Here is a 16438-nt window from a genome sequence, read left to right on the forward strand (position 1 = left end):
CGGCAGCGCGGCCGGGCTGCTGCGAGGACCGGCCCCGCGCCGGCATCCGCCCTTCGCACCACCATCCATCGGAGAGTCACGTGAAGCTGCATCTGCACGAGGCCGGAGACGGCGACCGGCTCGCCCTCCTGATCCACGGCGGCATGTCCGACCACCGGACCTGGCACGCCGTCGAGCGCCGTCTGATCGGCCTGGGATACCGGGTGGTGGACAGCCTTCCCGCGGGAGCGGACCTCGCGATCGGGCACTCGCTCGGCGGACTGTCCCTGGCCCTCGCACTGGCCCGGCTCCGGCCGCGCCGGGCGGTGTTCTCCGACCCGGGATTCCGGCTCGGGAACCTTCCGGCAGGCGCGCTCGCCGTCATGCGGTCCATGGTCGAGACGGCCTCCCCGGCGAGCATCCGCACGGCCAACCCGCGCTGGTCGGAGGCGGACGTGGCCGCCGAGGTGGCCGGGTTCGCCCGGTTCGACCTCTCCTTCCTCGACGGTGTCGGCGGCTTCGAGGAGGACTACCTGCCACGTGCCCCGATCGTTCCCACCCTCGTGCAGCTCGCCGACCCCAGCCTGACCATCGGCCCCACGACCGCGGGTCTCCTCGAACAGCGGGGGTTCGACGTCACCGTGGTACCCGGCGCCGGGCACTGCATCCACCGCGACGACCTCCCGGCCTTCTTCGCCTCCCTGGCCGGCTGGGTATGAGCGAGCGGGCTGGGTCCGAGCGGGCACTCCCCCGTCCGGCGGCCCGCCGCCGGACGCGTTCACGGGTCTTCTGCGGCGGGCCGGCGTTCCCGGTGAGAGGAGGTGCGGCGGTCGCCGGCCGCGGCCGCGGCGCTCAGTCCGGGGCGGGGGGAATCGTCTGCTCGGCCCAGATCGTCTTGCCCGCACCGGTGAAGCGGCTCCCCCAGCGGTCGGTGAGCTGGGCGACCAGGAACAGGCCGCGGCCGCCCTCGTCGGTCTCCCGGGCGCGGCGCAGCCGGGGTTGGGTGCTGCTCGGATCCGACACTTCACAGACCAGGACGCGGTCACGGATCAGGCGGAGGGTGACGGGGGCGCCGGCGTATCGGATGGCGTTGGTGACCAGTTCGCTGACGACGAGTTCGGTGACGAAGGCGAGGTCCTCGCCGAGCCTCCAGGTGGCCAGTTGGGCGACGACCAGCTCCCTCGCCCTGGCGACCAGGGCGAGATCGGCGTCGAATTCCCACGCGGCCACCTGGTCGCCGCGCAGCCGCCGGGTGCGCGCGAGCAGCAGGGCCGCGTCGTCCGTCGGGGTGGACGGCAGCATCCGGTCGAAGACCGCCTGGCCGGCCTCGCCCAGGGGCGGCTCGGGTCGCTCGACGTCCGCGAGGACACTCCGGAGTCGGCCCATGCCGTGCTCGATGTCCCCGGTACGGCCGGCGACGAGGCCGTCCGTGAAGAAGGCCAGGGTCGCGCCGGGCGGTACGTCGAACTCGGTCATCTCGAACGGCATGCCGCCGACGCCCAGGGGTGGGCCGGGAGCGACGTCGAGGAAGGCCGGATCCCGCCCCGGGGCGAGTATCGCGAGGGGAGGGTGGCCCGCGGTGGCCGCCGCGCAGCGGCCTGTCACCGGGTCGTACACCGCGTAGAGGCAGGTGGCGCCGAGGACGGCCTGTTCGGAGCTGGAGAGCTGGCCGTCCTGCTCCGCCGAGAGCCCCAGCACGAGGTCGTCGAGGTGGGTGAGCAGTTCGTCCGGTTCCAGGTCGAGGTCGGCGAGTGCGTGGATGGCGGTGCGCAGCCGCGCCATGGCGGCGGTGGCGTCGAGGCCGTGGCCCACCACGTCTCCGACGACGAACGCCACCCGCAGGGAGGGCAGCGGGATGACGTCGAACCAGTCCCCGCCGACGCCGATGCCGCCACCCGCCGGGTGGTAGACGCCGGCCGTCTCGGCCCCGGGCAGGCGGGAGACCGAGCGTGGCAGCAGGCTGCGCTGAAGCGCGACGGCCGAGCGGTGCTCCTTGGTGTAGCGGCGGGCGTTGTCCACACTCAGTGCGGCCCGGGAGGTGATCTCCTCGAGCAGGTCGGCGTCATCGGCGCCGAACGGGACGGGCAGACGGCCGCGCCACAGGGTGAGGCACCCGAGCACCAGGCCCCGGGCGTACAGGGGGACCGCGATCGTGGAGTGGGCGCCGTCGGGGATGAAGGACCGCAGCGTCTCCGGGGCGGGGCCGAGCGCGCTGCGCAGGACGTCGATGTCGGAGACGATCACCGAGCGGCCCACCATCATGGGCCGCATCAGGGTGTTGTCGGGTATCGGTGGGAGTGCCTCGCCCACCGGGAGCAGGTACTCCGTGCGGATGTCGGTGCCCTGGGCGGCGGCCACGCGGCGGAGCCGGACATCGCGGCCTCTGAACAGCTGGGGAGGTTCGTCCCCCACCAGGACCGGCTCGGCGAGGTCGACGGTCGCCAGGTCGGCGAAGTCCGGGACGAGCAGGTCGGCGAGGGTCTGGGCCGTGTCCACGAGATCCAGTGATTCGCCGATCCTGGTCGCCGCGGCGTGGGAGAGTTCCAGCCGCCTGCGGGTCTCGGCGTCCGCGCCGACGGGGTCGGCGGTGGAATCGCTCCGCGTCAGGAGCACGAGCCAACGCGCCGCCCCGGGAGCCCCTGCGCCGGTGCCGGCCATCGGCGTCACGGTGGCGGCGACTTCCCGGATCGTTCCCGCCGCGTCGGACAGCCGGATCTCACGAGGCCGGTGGTCGAGCGGCTCCGCGAGCAGCGTCCGGATCGGCTCGCACGGCGCTCCGGGGACGATCCTGACGATCGCGGCGGCGGCTGCTGTGCGAAGGAGGACGCGCGCCTCGGCGTCCACGACCATCGCCGCGCGGCCGGGTATGCCCGCCGGGTCTTCCCCGGGTCCGAGGACTTGGCTGCGGCTCATGGCACGGCGCCTCACGTGTGTCGTCCAGCTCATTGTCGCCCGCTGTCGACGGGTACGCGACCGGCCTCGCGCCGGGCCTTCACGTACCTGAGGCGGGTGGGACTCGAGGACAGAGTCATGGGTACCGCGTCCGGTCGGCGCCCGTCGTGGGCCCCGTGCACGAACGAGCTGGCTCCGCGCCGGAGCCGGCCCGCGGGTAGTTGCATCATCAATTAGGTATGGCTAACCTAAGCGCCCGTCCGCCCCCTCCCCCCTGAATGAGGAAGCCACCCGTGCCCTCGCCTTCGGTACCCCCTGCCCTGACGACCCTGGCAGCGGCTGCACCCTCCACACCGCTCGGCCCCTTCATCGACAGCGCCGTGACCTGGACGACGTGGGTCACCCTCATGGGCCTGGTCGGTCTGACCGCCCTCGCGCTGCTGTCGGCGGGACCGGCCGCCGCTCGCACGGCCCCGAGCGCGCTTCCGGTGGTCACCGCCCGGCTGGCCCGGGCCGCCGTCGTCCTCGGTGTCCTCGCGGTCCCGGCGGTACTCACCGATCTGGCCCACGGTGCCTCGAAGAGCGGCGGCTACGACTACTCGGCGGCGTGGGACTCCCTCTACGACGGCAGCAACGCCGGCCGGCTGTCCGGGCTCGAGGTCACTCTCGCGCTGGCCGCGGCCGTTCTGGTCGCCCCGCTCGCGGCCCGTCCGCTCGCGGCCGGTCGGTCACGCAAGTGGCTGCTGGGCGCCGGCCTGGCCGCCGGCGCCGTCGCGCTCGGCACCACCAAGTTCCCCACCAAGGCGCCCCAGGACTGGGGCCGCACCAGCTTCGACACCCTGATGTGGATGCTCCACCTCCAGGGCGGCGGCGTCTGGTTCGGCGGCCTGGCGGGCCTGCTGCTGCTCGCCGCCCCCGGCGCGATACCCCCGGCCGAACGGCGCGCCTTCTGGTCGATGGCCGTCCGCCGCTTCTCCGTCACCGCCATGGCCTGTGTCGCCGCCATCACCCTGTCCGGCCTGTTCCTGTACTGGGAGCACGTGGACGGACCGACGCAGCTGGTCACCACCATGTACGGGCGCGTGCTCGGCGTGAAGATCCTCATCTTCGGCGGCCTGCTGCTCCTCGGCATGTTCAACCAGTTCTGGCTGCACCCCCGGATCGACGCGCTGCGCGACGACGGTGACCAGCGCCCCCTGGTCACCGTGCTGCTGCGCAGGTTCCCGCTCGTGGTCGCCGTCGAGGTCGTGCTCGGTCTGGCTCTGCTGTTCGTCGCCCCCTTCCTGCACGGCTCCGCCCGCAACCAGGCCTACCAGGCGAAGGTGGCCGAGCAGTCCGCCGCCCCCATCCCGGCGAAGAAGCTGCCGAAGCTCGCGGCCAAGGAGGTCGACGCGTCCACCTGGGTGTGGGGCACGGCCGAGACCGTCGCCGTGGTCGCGCTCATGGGCGGCGCCTACCGCTTCTCCGGTCGGCTGGCCCGCAGTCGGGCGGCCGCCGCAGTGACCCCGTCGCCCCTTCCGAACTGATCGGGACCGGGAGCCCCCGGGACGGCGGTGACTCCCGTCCCGGCGGCCCGCGAAAGCCCGCGAGACGGCTGCCTGCCGCAGGCGGCCGGTGCGTCCTCGGGCGCGCGAGTACGGTTCAAGACGTGTCCAGTTCCCGTGCAGGACGACACCCGCACCGCCCGACAGCCGGGGCCGGCTCCCGATGACGGGGCCGCTGCTGGCCATCGACCCGACCAGCGGGTCCTCGCTGCTGGCTGCCTTCGGGGCGCTGGCCGTGCTGGTGGTGGTCTTCGCCGAGTCCGGCCTGCTGGTGGTGGGGTTCTTCCTCCCCGGCGACACCCTCCTCCTGCCGGCCGGGGTGCTCTGCTCCGCCGGCAGCGGCGCCGGGCCCCGGCTGTCACTGTGGCAGGTGATGCTCTGCGCCGCCGTCGGAGCGGTGGCCGGGGCCCAGCTCGGCTTCCTGCTCGGACGGCACGGGGGCCGGACGGCCCTGGCCCGTACCCGCAGCAGGCGCCTGAGATCGGCGGCCGCCCGCGGGGACGCGCTGCTGCGCCGTTACGGCTACCGCAAGGCGATCGTCCTGGGCCGCTTCGTGCCGGTGGTCCGGACGGTGCTCAGTCCCCTGGCGGGCATGCTGGACGTACCCACGCGCACCTTCACCGTCTGGCAGATCGTCGGCGGTGTGCTCTGGTCCCAGAGCCTGGTGCTGGCCGGGTACTGGCTGGGCGCCGCCGTCCCGGGAATCGACCACTACCTGTGGTTCCTGGTGGGTGCGGTCGTGGTCCTCTCCCTCCTGCCGCTGCTGCTGCGAGCCCGCGGCGACTCCCGAGGCCGGTGACACCGCTACGGCCCTCTCGGGCGTGAACCCGGCTGCGACCGTGCAGGTCCGGAGCGCACCGACCGCACCGACCCTGCCAGTGCCCCCGGTCCGTCCTCGTGACCGCCACCGCCCCCACCACCGCCCGGGGGTGATGGACAAGGGGAACCCGCGGTGAAGTGGAATCTGCGCGAGTTCCGCGGTCGAACCTCGACGAGCCTCGTCAAGGTTCGGTGAGACGGGTCACCGATCTCACCGAACTCTGACCGGCGTGAGCTGGTTCAGCGGGTGGGTAGCGAGCTGGCCCCCGACCGGCGCCTCGAGCGTCTGCGCGTCCTCTCCGACAGCTGCCATCGCAGGATGACGCTGCTCCGACGGGCCCTGGACACCACGATCGCCGCCCTGGCAGCCCTCGCCATGGCCGCCCTCGTCACCGCAGCGTGAGCACCGTCACGCGCCCGGGACGGCTCGCTGGACCGATCTTGCCGTTGGCCTGCCCGCTACGGTGGCTTGTGGCCCTCGGCCCGCAGCGTCCACGGGCTACCGCGGCACGTCGCCCTGCCTACCCGACAGCACAGGAGAGACCGATGATCCTCATCGTCGTCAAGATGACCGTCCGCCCCGAGCGCAGCAAGGACTGGCTGGCGCTCGTCGACGAGTTCACCACCGCCACGCGTGAGGAGCCCGGCAACCTCTTCTTCGAGTGGTCCACCAGCGTCGACGACCCCGACCAGTTCGTCCTCGTCGAGGGCTTCGCCTCCCGGGAGGCCGGCCAGGCCCACGTCGAGTCGGCCCACTTCAGGAAGGCCATGGAGACGATGGCCGACGCCATCGCCTCCACGCCACAGATCATCAGCACGGAGGCGCCGGGCGACGGCTGGTCGGCCATGGCGGAGCTCACTCCCCGCCACCCGTAACGCTCCCTCCGGCGGCCCCGGCGCGTGTCGCGAAGCACCGCGTGCGGGCCGAGGCGGTCTCGCGGCTTCCCGCCTCGCAGTAGTGGCAGGCGGGGTGCCGTCGCGTCAGCCGAGGGTCGAACCGGCCACGGGCTCCGAGATCAGGACGGTCTCACCGGCGAATCCGGTCTTGACGAACTGCCAGGTGAGGCCGTCGATCACGCCCTGGCCCAAGGGCGCGAGCCTGGCGAACGCGGGCTGGCTGAGGTCGATGTGCGTGCGGTCGCAGGACGGGCACTTGTCCCTCACCGGCACGGTGATGGTCTTGCCCTGGTAGGTCACCTTGACCGAGATCCCCTTGCAGACCGGGTCGTTGTTGGGATTCGCGGCGGTCCACCAGGCGTGCGAGACGGCGACGAGCATCTGGGTGGAGGCATTGATCTGGGTGCCGCAGGCCCCGTAGCCGGCGTCGTTGTAGTACGTCGCCTTGCCGGTCATCGGCTTGTTGACGGGTATCGCGGCGCCGGCGGTGCCCGCTCCCAGCGCGATGAGCGCGGCGGCGGCGAGCGGGGCGCCGGCCAGGATCCTGATGTTGCTCGTGACTCGCATTGTTTCCCTCCGGTTCGGTGCGGGCGGGCGACTGGGTGGAGTGACAGGTCAGGCCAAGTAGCCTTTCCCGATGCCGAGTTCAGAGCTCCGGCAGCCGGTCGCGGGAGGAACGTATGCCAACGGCACGAACGAGGTCCAGACCTTTGATGTGTTGTCATGGACACATGGCGGCATGCTTTACTTCTCGACGACACCCCGAGCGGCCGCAGCAGGTGCCGCTCCCGCCGCCGGCGGTCGCCAGGTTGGCGTCCGCGCAGGGTCCGGCCCGATGCAGGACCCGCTCCGCTCAACCCCGAGGAGCAGCAGCACGGGTGAGCAGGAGAAGCCGGCGGAGGACCTGGGCAGGGGCACACCTCCACCCGCGAACGACGGCTGCCGGGTGCCGAAGCCGGCGCCCGGCGGCGCAAGGCAGACGCCCAGGGCCCCCGAGCTGTCCCGACTACGGAGTCACGGCACGGCCGCACGAGCAGGACACTTCGAGCAGGGTGCGTGGATGCCCACCGCCGAGACGAGGTCGAGCGCATGATCAACCGGCTCAAGCACTTCCGCGCCGTGGCTACGCGCTACGACAAGCGCGCCTACGTCTTCCACGGCACTGTCACCGTGGCATCCCTCCGCCTGTGGCTCAGCCCGTGATCGGGCAGATAAAACGGTGGCTGCCTGATTCGCTTCCTGCCACGATCTGGGGGTGACCACGTTGTTCCTGATGGTCGGCCTGCCAGGGGCCGGAAAGACCACACGGGCTCGGCAGCTCGCCGCAGAGCACGGCGCGCTGCGTCTGACGCCCGACGACTGGATGATCCCCCTGTTCGGCGAGGCGGAGGCGGACGGGAAGCGCGACGTGCTGGAGGGGCGCATGCTCTGGCTCGCCCTGGAGGCGGTCAGACTGGGCACCGACGTCGTCGTGGACTACGGCTGCTGGTCACGGGACGAACGGTCCGCGATCCGCTGGCTGGTGGAGGCCGAGGGGGCGTGCTTCCGCATGGTCTACCTGCCGGTGGACGAGGAGACCCAACGCACCCGTGTCGCCCACCGCTGGGCGACCACCCCCGAGGAGACGTTGCCGATGTCCGAGGCCGACATCCTGCACGGGCGCGCGCATTTCGAGGAGCCCGACGCGGCGGAGCTGGAGGGCCGCGGGGACGCCAGCCCGCCGCCCGGGTGGGTCGACTGGCGGGAGTGGGCCGCCGACCGGTGGCCGTCGTTCGGGTGACTGCTGCGGCCCACGGCAGCTCAGCCGTACCGGGCGTGCCTGCACCAGCCCGAGATGATCCGCCGGACAGCCCCTAGTACTCCAGCGGTAGATCGTGATCATGTTGGGGCTGCGGCTTGGCGGTGGTAGTGGCTCGCTTGGGATCGGGCCTGGTGGCGGCGTCTCCAGTGGGACCAGCGGAGCCGGTGGGCCGTGTCGTGGACGCGTTGGGCAACGAGGGTGACGAACAAACGGGCGATCTCGTTGCAGGTGAGCGGGATCAGCTTGTCCCGGGCGGGCTGGCGGGTGTGTTCGTCGGCGCGGATGACGGCGAGGAAGGCGTGGGCGAGCATGGCGAGGGTGACCCAGCGGGACCAGGACGCGTAGCGGCGGACCTGGTGCTGGTCCAGTCCGGCCAGGCCCTTTCCGGACCGGAACGTCTCCTCCACTCGCCACCTTGATCCAGCGACCCGGACCAGGGTCGCCAGTGGCGCCGGTTGGGGTGTGTAGCAGTGGTAGTAGGCGAGTTCACCGGTGGTGCGGTTTCGGCGGATCAGCAGGTGGCGGTGGCCGGGGGCGGTGCTGGGTAGGTCGATGTGGGCCCAGTCGTAGAAGCGCTGCCCCTTTGCTCCAGCTCCGGCGGACAGCTTCTGCCAGGCCCGCTTGGGGAGCTTCTTCGCCAGAGCTTCCGCACGGGACTTGCCTGCGTGGGTGGTGACTTCGTGGGTTCGGGCCACCGCGAGCACGTAACCGGTGCCGCGTGCTTCCAGGGCGGTGCGCAGTTTCGGGTTGCCGCCGTAGACCTCGTCTCCGGCCACCCAGGAGGCATGGTGGCCGGCGTCCAGGAGCGGGGCAGATCCGAGAGCAGGCCGAGCACCAACCGCCTTATCCGACGGCGGGGTTCGACCCGCGTGAACCGGCCAGCGATCCGGTCCATCAGGGCCTCGAATGCATCCTGCCAGCGGGCAGGGTCTGCGCTGCTACCTGAGGTCACCGCGTGATCGTGTGTCCTCATTCAAGGCCGGAGGAGTTCGCAGAAGCGGTCCAGGGCGCGGTCGGTGCGGCGGCGGTCACTGGTGGTCGTGAGATCGAACAGTAGGCCCCGGATGACGGCCATGACCAGCGTGGGAGTGACGGTGTCGCCAGGGTCGGTGGTGATGTCGCGGATCGTGGCGCCGAGAGTGTCGAACCAGCCCGTGATCGCCTCGGCCTGGTCCGGGTAGTTCTCGGGGTGAGCGAGGCCGTCGGCGTGCACCTCGAAGATCAGCCGGACGTACGGGGCGCGCTCAGGTGCGCTGATCCAGGCCCAGATGCCGCGCAGGTGTTCCTCCGCAGAGGCTGCCTGCGCCGGGAGGTTCTCGGCCAGCCGTGTCGCACCGCGGCGGCGGGCCTCGGCAAGGACGGCAGATACCAACTCCTGCTTGCTGCCGAAGTCGTAGAGCAGCATCCGCGGGCTGGTATCGAGAGCTGCGGCCAGCGGCCTCAGGCTCAACCCGGCCAGGCCGTGTGCCAGTACGTAGTCGGTCGCCCGCGCCAGCGTGGCCTCCCGTCGGGCGGGATCTGGGGGTCGCCCCACGGTGGATCATCCTCTCGGTACTGCGGATCTGAGCCTGCATCAGTATATGGTACGACTGTTTCAACAATGGGAAGGAGACAGTCATGCACACACTCGACCGGGCACTCGCACTGGGCGCCGGAGGCCCCGTTGGCGCGGCCTGGATGGCCGGACTGGCCTGCGGACTGCGCCGCGGCGGAGTGGATCTCAGCGAGGCCGATCTGATCGTCGGCACGTCGACTGGCGCAATCATCGGCGCAGTACTGGCCACCGGTCAGGACCCCGGCCGACTCGCCGCCCCAGTACGCCCCGCCGACACCAACAGCACCCCGCCCCAGGTGGACGGGCGCCGGCTGGGCGAGGCGTTCGCCGTGCTCGGCAATGCCGCCTCAAACCCAGCCGAGGCCTGGCGCCGAGTGGGCCAGATCGCGCTCGCCGCCGAAACCGGCCCCGAGCAGGCACATATCACCCGGATGCGCGCCATGGCCGGCACAGACCAATGGCCGGACCGGAAGCTGCTCATCACCGCGATGGACGCTGAGACCGGCGAGCAGGAGGTCTTCGACCGCGCGAGTGGCGCACCGCTGCCCTCCGCCGTGGCGGCCAGCACAGCCTTCCCGGGCATCTACCCACCGATCACCATCAACAGCCGCCGATACATGGACGGCTCCCTGCGGTCGGCAACCAACGCCGCACTCGCGGCCGGAGCCCGCACGCTCGTCGTGATCGACCCGCAGGCGCACCTGTTTCCCCGGGAGTTGCTCCAGCAGGAGCTGGCGGTCGCCGCGGCGCACACAGTGGTGACCATCGAGCCCGATCCGGCATCAATACGCGCATTCGGCTCGGACCTGAATGCCCGGACGGCCTGGGAACCGGCCTACCAGGCGGGCCTTCGCCAAGCCACCGACGCCGCAGAGCAGCTCCGCCTCGCCTGGAAGACCGGATCCGACATGGCCTGAGCGCCGCCCGATCCCCAGACTGCTGCCCGTCCCACCATCCGGTCGTAAAGATCACGATCTACCGCTGGAGTACTAGGGTCTGTTGTGAAAGTCGATCAAGGTCGTGGATGATCAAGCGCTGTGGGGCGCGGAGATCTGACGAATGGCCAGTGGGCTCGGCTGGAGCCGTTGCTGCCGCTGGGCAAGAAGCCGGGGCGGCCGCCGACGTGGACGCGTCGGCAGTTGATCGACGGCATACGCTGGCGGACCAGGACTGGTGCGCCGTGGCGGGACGTTCCGGACCGGTACGGGCCGTGGGACCGGGCCTACGACCTGTTCCGCCGCTGGCAGCGCAACGGCACCTGGAAGCGGATCTTCGAGCAGCTCCAGGCCGTAGCCGACGCGAAGGGCCTCATCACATGGGACATCAGCGTGGACTCCACCATCGCCCGGGCGCACCAGCACGCCGCCGGGGCGCGTAAAAAGGGGCAGAGCAGAAGGAGTCTCCCGGCGGCGTCGACACCGAGCCCGACGACCACGGCCTCGGGCGTTCGCGCGGCGGATTGACCACCAAGTTGCACCTGGCGGTCGAGCAGGGTCAGAAGCCGCTCTCGCTCATCGTCACCGCCGGGCATCGGCATGACAGCCCGCAGTTCCAGCCGGTACTGGAGGCCATACGGGTGTCCCGGATGGGTCGGGGCCGGCCGCGCACCCGGCCGGACAAGGTGCGGGCGGATAAGGCCTACGGCTCCCGCGCGAACCGCGCCTACCTGCGCAGACGTGGCATCGGCTGCACGATCCCGGAGAAGGCCGACCAGGTCCGCAATCGCAAGAAGCTCGGCTCCCGTGGCGGCCGACCGCCGAAGTTCGACAAGGTCGACTACCGCGAGCGACACGCGGTGGAGCGCGGGATCAACCGGCTGAAGAGGCACCGCGCGGTGGCGACGAGATACGACAAGCTGGCTGTCCGCTACGAAGCGACCGTACTGGTCGCTGCCATCAATGAGTGGTTGTGACAAGCACCAGAGCGGGGCGCAAGGTTCCGGGAAAACCCTTCGAGGACATCACTACTGACCTGCCACCCTGGTGAGATGCTGCTCAAACTGACCGGCTCCAGCTGTTCGGGCAAGACCACGCTCGCCTACTCCGTGGGCGAGCGGCTGGGGCGGATCGCCGTGCACGACTTCGACGAGCTCGGCGTACCGAAAGGAGCCGATCGCCAGTGGCGAAACCACATGACCGAGATGTGGGTGCGTCGCGCGCTGGAATACCAGGCCCGCGGAGTCGACCTCCTGCTGACCGGGCAGTCCCCGCTGGGAGAGGTCCTGGCCAGCCCCTCCGCCCCGTTGCTGGATGGCATCGCGGTCTGTCTGGTCGACGTGTCCGACGAGGCCCGGCGCGGCAGGCTCACCAAGCGCGACTCGGACCGATGGGACGCTCCGGCGGTCGACGCCTTCCTCGGCTGGGCCGCCTGGCACCGCAAGCACGCCGAAGATCCCCGATCCCGACCCGACGTCATCATCGACGACAGCTGGCCCCGCATGGCCTGGCACCGCTGGACCGGGTGGACCGCCGACGATCGGCGATGGTGCACCCACCTGCTCGACACCACGGACCAGCCTGTCGCGGAATCCGTAGATCAGGTTGAGCAATGGGTGACCGAACAGCGCGACACGCTCCGATCCGGCCGTCTCCCCCTGTCGCGGGGCTGGTCAGACCAGACAGCCGCCCGAGCCGACCACGACTCCTGATCCACTTTCACAACAGACCCTAGTCACTGGGGCAGGCCCGTTTGGGGGGTTGATCCACCTGATATCACGTCAACGACCCGTGTATGCACGTCTGCTGGTTCGCCGGACAGGTGCAGTTCTGGGACTTGTAGCTGCCGGGGCGGGCGCGCTGGCCGCGGTGCTGTTGTCGCCTTTTCTGCTGCAGGAGTCTCCGACTCCAAGGGAGTGGACTGGAACCAGCTGGGTCAGATCGGTGCGGCGTACGGCTTCACGTCGGCGATCGTCTCGGCGCTGGCGCTGACCGGTGTCGCCGCCTCCCTGCTCGTCCAGAACCGGCAGGGCAGGGCGGACCAGGTCCAGGCGATCCGTAGTTACTACCTCGAACTGGTCCGCATGGAACTCGACGACATGCCGCTCTACCAGCCCTGTTGGGGCGACATGGACATCGCCGATCCTCATGAGCAGAAGCAGCACGTCTATGCCGATCTGATGATGAACTACGCGTGGATGGGCTTCGAAGTCGGGACCATTCCCGAGAGCCTGCTGCGAGACATGCTCGCCGGGATGTTCACCGGAGAGGCCGGGCGAACCTACTGGAGCAGGGCCGGTACCTCCTGGATCGCCAGCGCGTCCGGAAGTCGTCGCGGGCGCCACTTCCTGACCATCGTTGGCGAGGAGCACGATCGTGCTGCCGCCGCCGCGCCACCGACTCGCTCAATCGTGACATCCAGCCCGTCTGGCGGAGCCGCTTCGGGGACATCGCGCGCGTGGCGCACGCCGGTGGGCATCCTGATCGGCCTGGGCGCCGGCTTGGTAGCCGGATCGGCCCTGCGCGGCCGACGCTACTGAACTGGATTGGGTGATGCCGCAGCGGTGCGCCTGACGTCGGACGAGCCGTTCCGATAGCCCTGGAGCGTGAGATATGCGCAAGGCGGCGGGTTGACCGACGCTGGGAGGGCCGCGCGGGAGCGGGTCCGGCTGCAGGCCGTGGAACGCTTCGAGAGCGGGCAGAAGAACCGGGAGATCGCTGCCGCGTTGCGGGCCAGCGAGCGGTCGGTGGAGCGGTGGCGTCACCAATGGCGCGAGCGGGGTCAGGCCGGGGTCCCGTCGACGGGCTCACCAGGGCGACCGAGGCTCAGCGATAAGCAGATCGCCAGGCTGGCAAGGGAGTTGGAGCGTGGTCCGCTGGCTCACGGCTGGGCGGATCAACGCTGGACGCTGGCCCGGGTGAAGACGCTGATCGGCCGGCTGTTCCACGTCCCCTACACGGTCGAGGGCACGTGGCGGCTGCTCAAACGGCACGGTTGGTCGTGGCAGCAGCCGGCCCGCCGGGCGATCGAGCGCGACGACGCGGCGGTGGCGCTGTGGAAGACGGAGGTGTGGCCGCGTGTAGAAGCACCGCGGCGGCTCGTGGCGCCTGGATCGTCTTCGAGCCTCCGCATGCACCTGGTCGAACCGCTGCGCGAGTTCATCGCCGACCACGCCGACTGGCTCACAGTCTTCCAACTGCCAAGCTATTCACCAGACTTGAATCCGCAGGAAAGACTCTGGTCGCTGGTCAGGGTCGACATCGGCAACCTCGCCGCAGCCAACCTCGACCAGGTCACCCGCGCCGTGAAGCGCAGACTCAAGCAGATCCAGTACTGCTTGGACCTGGTCGACGGCGGCCTGGCCGGCACCGGCCTGATCATGGACGGCTGACCGACATCACCAATTCAAGTTCAGTAGCCAGTATGCCCGCTCAACGACACAACCGACCAGTTCCGGCCGCCTGCGCTCATTCCAAGAGGTTCGCCGACCTCATCTTGGCGAGAAGTGCGTTGAAATCCGCCTTCAGCTGGGCAATGTCCGTCGCTTTCGAGTCCGACTGTCCTGTCGCGCGCTGAGGAAGCGGTTCGATGAGCCCTGGCTTTGCATCCAAGTCATAGATCGTCTGCCATTGAAGGTGATGGTCGGAGGTCAGGCCTCCCACACTCTGCCCCGGCCCCGGCTGTTGCCAGGACTGTGGCTCCTGCTCGCCGGAGACCTTGCGCAGCTGGTTCGACGGGCCACCGGTGTAGGCGACCAGTCGATACACGAAGCCATTGAGGTTCGCCGGCCTGACGATTTCCCCTATGCGGTAGTGCGTCCCGTGAGCCCAGGCAGAAGCCGCTGACCGCCTTCCACACGGAGCCTTCACCGCCCAGCCGATCTCGCCTTGGCGCGCGGTCGCTCCGGTGGCATTGAGGAGCAGATCACCCGGGCTGTAGAAGTTGCAGCTACCGACAGGCACATTCCAGGGAGTTCCGCCATGAACAACAGCGATTCTCCGCTCACCGTGGACGTAGTTTCCAATCCAGGCTTCCGGAAGCATCAGCGCGCCGGGAACCGGGCCGTTTTCGTACGCGGTTTGATAGTACGTGTGGCGATCCGCCGGGTGTACGAGGGACGTTTCAATCCTGCCCTTGATAGCGTCGGGAGCTGTCTGGACTTGGATACGGAAGAGGGACGTCCCCTGGCCGTCCGGCGTGACAGAGCCGTAATCCTGAATGATCGTGGAATCCGCAGCACTCCCAAGGTTGTTGAACGTTGAGACCTCAGTCCTGTATTCACCCTCACACTTCCATACCAGCCGATCGAGCTCTTCGATCGTCTGTCCGATCCCCTTCGGGAAATCAGGCATACCGTCGGGGGGTTTGCCATTCTTTCCAGAAGTATGCCCGGCGTGAACTGCTCGATATACGTATCCGTTCCCGGGCGTCTGCAGCTCACCCTCCTCGATATCAACCCCCGCCTTGGTGATCCAATACCTGGGATATTTGGAATAATTGTTTGCCACTTTGAGGGTGGAAGGCCCCTTGTTGTAAGCTCCATAGCCCCAGTATGTTGAGTCCGAGGTGATATCCATGTCCCCGCCGACTACAGCGATACTCCCACCCTTGAACACGGACGGTGCATCCTCCTCGGCATAGCAGCCGATGTACACGGCGTACTGTGGAGCGTTGTTTTCACAACTGTAGTTTCGGTGACGGTTTCCTGCCGTGTGACACGAAACGAAGGTGCAGCCCAAGTACGAATGGTCGTGAATTCCATCGCGCCCATTGTCCGTGGCGGAAACGTCCATCACCAGCATGGTACTGGCGTTGCTGTTGCCCAGACTGCCGATGTCGAGCCCGTGCTCGCCATTGCTGGTAAGGAGGCAGTCACGTATCTGAACGAGGCCGACGTTAACCGTTGGAGCGATTTCGGTCGAGGATACCTCTATTCCGTTGCGTCTGAAGCTGACAACGCTCATTCTCTCGATGAATGCGCCCGTCGCCATGACTCGCACACCGTCCATCTGTGGGGCCTGATGGACCGGGAAGGGGGGGAGATGCCTCCCTTGAGCGGGGATCGAATGGAGAGCGAACTGACGAAGCGCACTGTAGTCCGCACGACCGCGAGGGGGCTTCATGGCCGATCCGGTCTCATAGCCCACCAGGGCAATTGCGCAGTAAACGGTCTCCCCCTCCCGCTCCCCTCCGACTTTACCGATTCCGGTACGAGTGGAGAGGTTGAAATCTCCGGATTTCACATCTGCTAATATGCGACTGGTTTCATCGCCACGAGCAAGGCCGGCTCCCTCCAGAATGCAACCGTTCGAAATGACGAGAGGCCTTTTGATCCGGTAGTCCCCCGGAGGAAGGTAGACGACTTTGCCGTCAGTAGTGCCGCCGAGTCGCATCGCGCAGTCCAGAGCACCTTGGATCGCGTCCGTGTCGTCGGCGCGCTCGTCGTCCTTGCCGTTTCCCATCGCTCCGAAGTCGAGCACGCTGAGCCGCGTGTCGCGGCGGGGCCGGATTGTCACCGTGCCCGAATCATCGCAGTCACCAATCCAGTTCGGAGCGCTTACGCATTCTCTATCCCCGGCGCGGACGAGCTGTCCCGAACTGTTGATGCCAACCGCGCCGAACCTACCGCGGCCCAGGTGTTCGCTGAGAGCACCGCCTATTTGGACTTTGACGCTGTCTCCGGGGTCGTTCGCCGACTCCAGCGCAACCCCGAAGAACGGAATGGTATGCAACTCCTCGACAGCGGGGACAGTGACGGTGATCGGTTTGACAGCAGGGGGAGTGGGGGTGATCGGTGATCCTGTGGTGTGGACCACCTGGCCGGCCTTGATCGGGTGTGCGGCTCGCACAATTTCGATGTCCATCAGAACGTCCCTTCCGTCGAGGCTACGTCGGTCGGAAGGCTCGGCGGGAGCGCGGCCGAAGCGCGCGAGCACCTCGACCTCGGGGGCGAAGGTCTGGAACTCTTCGGCAGTACTGCCTCGTGCCCAGCCCCGTATACCTCCACGCTAGGTG

Annotated in this window: 16 protein-coding genes and 2 pseudogenes; 13 read left to right on the forward strand and 5 right to left on the reverse strand. The window is 69.0% G+C overall.

Annotation, left to right across the window (positions count from 1 at the left end; translation table 11 throughout):
- Positions 1-80 precede the first annotated feature (80 nt).
- A complete protein-coding gene (locus tag OG871_RS02405; protein ID WP_371493889.1) occupies positions 81-698 on the forward strand; it encodes an alpha/beta fold hydrolase in 618 nt (205 codons plus the stop codon).
- 133 nt (positions 699-831) lie between these two features.
- Here OG871_RS02405 and OG871_RS02410 read toward each other — a convergent pair whose 3' ends face one another.
- Positions 832-2892 carry a SpoIIE family protein phosphatase gene (locus tag OG871_RS02410; protein ID WP_371493890.1) on the reverse strand — a complete coding sequence of 687 codons (2061 nt, stop codon included), beginning with the start codon at positions 2890-2892 and terminating at the stop codon, positions 832-834.
- 359 nt (positions 2893-3251) lie between these two features.
- On the opposite strand from OG871_RS02410, the gene OG871_RS02415 reads away from it, so the two are divergent.
- The 4 genes from OG871_RS02415 (at position 3252) to OG871_RS02430 (ending at position 6110) form a co-directional block, all read left to right on the forward strand.
- Positions 3252-4397 carry a DUF4149 domain-containing protein gene (locus tag OG871_RS02415; protein WP_371493891.1) on the forward strand — a complete coding sequence of 382 codons (1146 nt, stop codon included), beginning with the start codon at positions 3252-3254 and terminating at the stop codon, positions 4395-4397.
- Between the two features lie 181 nt (positions 4398-4578).
- Positions 4579-5214 carry a DedA family protein gene (locus tag OG871_RS02420; RefSeq protein ID WP_371493892.1) on the forward strand — a complete coding sequence of 212 codons (636 nt, stop codon included), beginning with the start codon at positions 4579-4581 and terminating at the stop codon, positions 5212-5214.
- Positions 5215-5481: 267 nt separating this feature from the next.
- Positions 5482-5637 carry a hypothetical protein gene (locus OG871_RS02425; protein ID WP_371493893.1) on the forward strand — a complete coding sequence of 52 codons (156 nt, stop codon included), beginning with the start codon at positions 5482-5484 and terminating at the stop codon, positions 5635-5637.
- A gap of 143 nt (positions 5638-5780) precedes the next feature.
- Positions 5781-6110: a putative quinol monooxygenase gene (locus OG871_RS02430; protein ID WP_371493894.1), complete on the forward strand. Its 330-nt coding sequence runs from the start codon at positions 5781-5783 to the stop codon at positions 6108-6110.
- Between the two features lie 105 nt (positions 6111-6215).
- On the opposite strand, the gene OG871_RS02435 is transcribed toward OG871_RS02430, so the two are convergent.
- Positions 6216-6698: a cysteine/serine endopeptidase inhibitor gene (locus tag OG871_RS02435; RefSeq protein ID WP_371493896.1), complete on the reverse strand. Its 483-nt coding sequence runs from the start codon at positions 6696-6698 to the stop codon at positions 6216-6218.
- Positions 6699-7187: 489 nt separating this feature from the next.
- Between OG871_RS02435 and OG871_RS02440 the strand changes: the two genes are divergently transcribed.
- Together OG871_RS02440 and OG871_RS02445 are read left to right on the forward strand one after the other, a co-directional pair.
- The gene (locus OG871_RS02440; RefSeq protein WP_371493897.1) at positions 7188-7334 is read left to right on the forward strand and encodes a hypothetical protein; all 147 of its coding nucleotides are present in this window, start codon (positions 7188-7190) and stop codon (positions 7332-7334) included.
- 52 nt (positions 7335-7386) lie between these two features.
- Complete coding sequence (locus tag OG871_RS02445; protein ID WP_371493898.1) at positions 7387-7911, forward strand: AAA family ATPase; 525 nt, start codon at positions 7387-7389, stop codon at positions 7909-7911.
- Between the two features lie 98 nt (positions 7912-8009).
- Here OG871_RS02445 and OG871_RS02450 read toward each other — a convergent pair.
- Positions 8010-8735, reverse strand: a pseudogene (locus OG871_RS02450) (transposase); the annotation flags it as partial.
- A gap of 170 nt (positions 8736-8905) precedes the next feature.
- The gene (locus tag OG871_RS02455) at positions 8906-9466 is read right to left on the reverse strand and encodes a TetR/AcrR family transcriptional regulator (RefSeq protein ID WP_371493899.1); all 561 of its coding nucleotides are present in this window, start codon (positions 9464-9466) and stop codon (positions 8906-8908) included.
- Positions 9467-9549: 83 nt separating this feature from the next.
- Between OG871_RS02455 and OG871_RS02460 the strand changes: the two genes are divergently transcribed.
- From OG871_RS02460 to OG871_RS02485, 6 genes and pseudogenes are all read left to right on the forward strand, one after another.
- Positions 9550-10404: a patatin-like phospholipase family protein gene (locus tag OG871_RS02460; protein ID WP_371493901.1), complete on the forward strand. Its 855-nt coding sequence runs from the start codon at positions 9550-9552 to the stop codon at positions 10402-10404.
- 120 nt (positions 10405-10524) lie between these two features.
- Positions 10525-11399, forward strand: a protein-coding gene (locus OG871_RS02465; protein WP_371493902.1) for an IS5 family transposase whose coding sequence is annotated in 2 segments (ribosomal slippage) — positions 10525-10882 and positions 10882-11399 — 876 coding nt in all. Because the reading frame shifts where the segments join, the coding sequence is not laid out codon by codon here.
- Positions 11400-11474: 75 nt separating this feature from the next.
- Positions 11475-12134 (forward strand): hypothetical protein, encoded by a 660-nt coding sequence (locus OG871_RS02470; protein ID WP_371493903.1) that lies wholly within the window; start codon positions 11475-11477, stop codon positions 12132-12134.
- A 204-nt stretch (positions 12135-12338) separates the two neighbouring features.
- The gene (locus OG871_RS02475; protein ID WP_371493904.1) at positions 12339-12962 is read left to right on the forward strand and encodes a DUF6082 family protein; all 624 of its coding nucleotides are present in this window, start codon (positions 12339-12341) and stop codon (positions 12960-12962) included.
- Positions 12963-13028: 66 nt separating this feature from the next.
- A pseudogene (locus OG871_RS02480) lies at positions 13029-13553 on the forward strand (winged helix-turn-helix domain-containing protein); the annotation flags it as partial.
- Positions 13554-13814, forward strand: a complete 261-nt coding sequence (locus tag OG871_RS02485) for a transposase (RefSeq protein WP_371503199.1) — start codon at positions 13554-13556, stop codon at positions 13812-13814.
- Positions 13815-13890: 76 nt separating this feature from the next.
- On the opposite strand, the gene OG871_RS02490 is transcribed toward OG871_RS02485, so the two are convergent.
- On the reverse strand, positions 13891-16287 hold the full coding sequence (locus tag OG871_RS02490; RefSeq protein ID WP_371493905.1) for a glycosyl hydrolase family 28-related protein: 2397 nt from the start codon (positions 16285-16287) through the stop codon (positions 13891-13893).
- Positions 16288-16438 lie beyond the last annotated feature (151 nt).

It is taken from the genome of Kitasatospora sp. NBC_00374, assembly GCF_041434935.1.
GTDB lineage: Bacteria > Actinomycetota > Actinomycetes > Streptomycetales > Streptomycetaceae > Kitasatospora.